The 410-nt window shown below is 45.1% G+C and carries 1 protein-coding gene; it reads right to left on the bottom strand.

The window, feature by feature from the left end; all coding sequences use genetic code 11:
• Nucleotides 1–204: 204 nt before the first annotated feature.
• The coding region (locus P5674_RS26005) for a hypothetical protein (protein ID WP_315643451.1) at nucleotides 205–410 on the bottom strand (206 nt) is incomplete at its 5' end.

Consider the following 410-nt stretch of genomic DNA (forward strand, 5'->3'; position numbering starts at 1 on the left):
GGTATAAGAAGCGAGAATAGGTGCGAGACGTTTAGGAATCAAATAAGGCTGCAATGCCTGAAATAACCTCCTAGTGGGATTTTCACCCCTTGATGAAATATAAGGGACTCGTACTCTGACCATCCCATAACTGTTTATATGTCCCAACGTTTGTATAGAAATATACAAAACAAGGCAGGGAACCCAAGGTCAAAACGAACTTACTCATACAAATTCCTTATAGGAAGCCCAGAAATGGATAAGTAAAATCAGGAAATTAGGGTAACGGCGATAGCCACCCCCAGTTTTGGGAATCACAACCCCAGGATTGAAGCGGGGAACGGAAGGCTCCGAGGTGTAACCCAACACCAGAACCGAGACCACTGCCAACCATCCATGATTAGGGAAACCGAATGTCCGGCTTGAACCAT

Source organism: Limnospira sp. PMC 289.06 (assembly GCF_032350395.1).
In the GTDB taxonomy this organism is placed as follows: domain Bacteria; phylum Cyanobacteriota; class Cyanobacteriia; order Cyanobacteriales; family Microcoleaceae; genus Limnospira; species Limnospira platensis.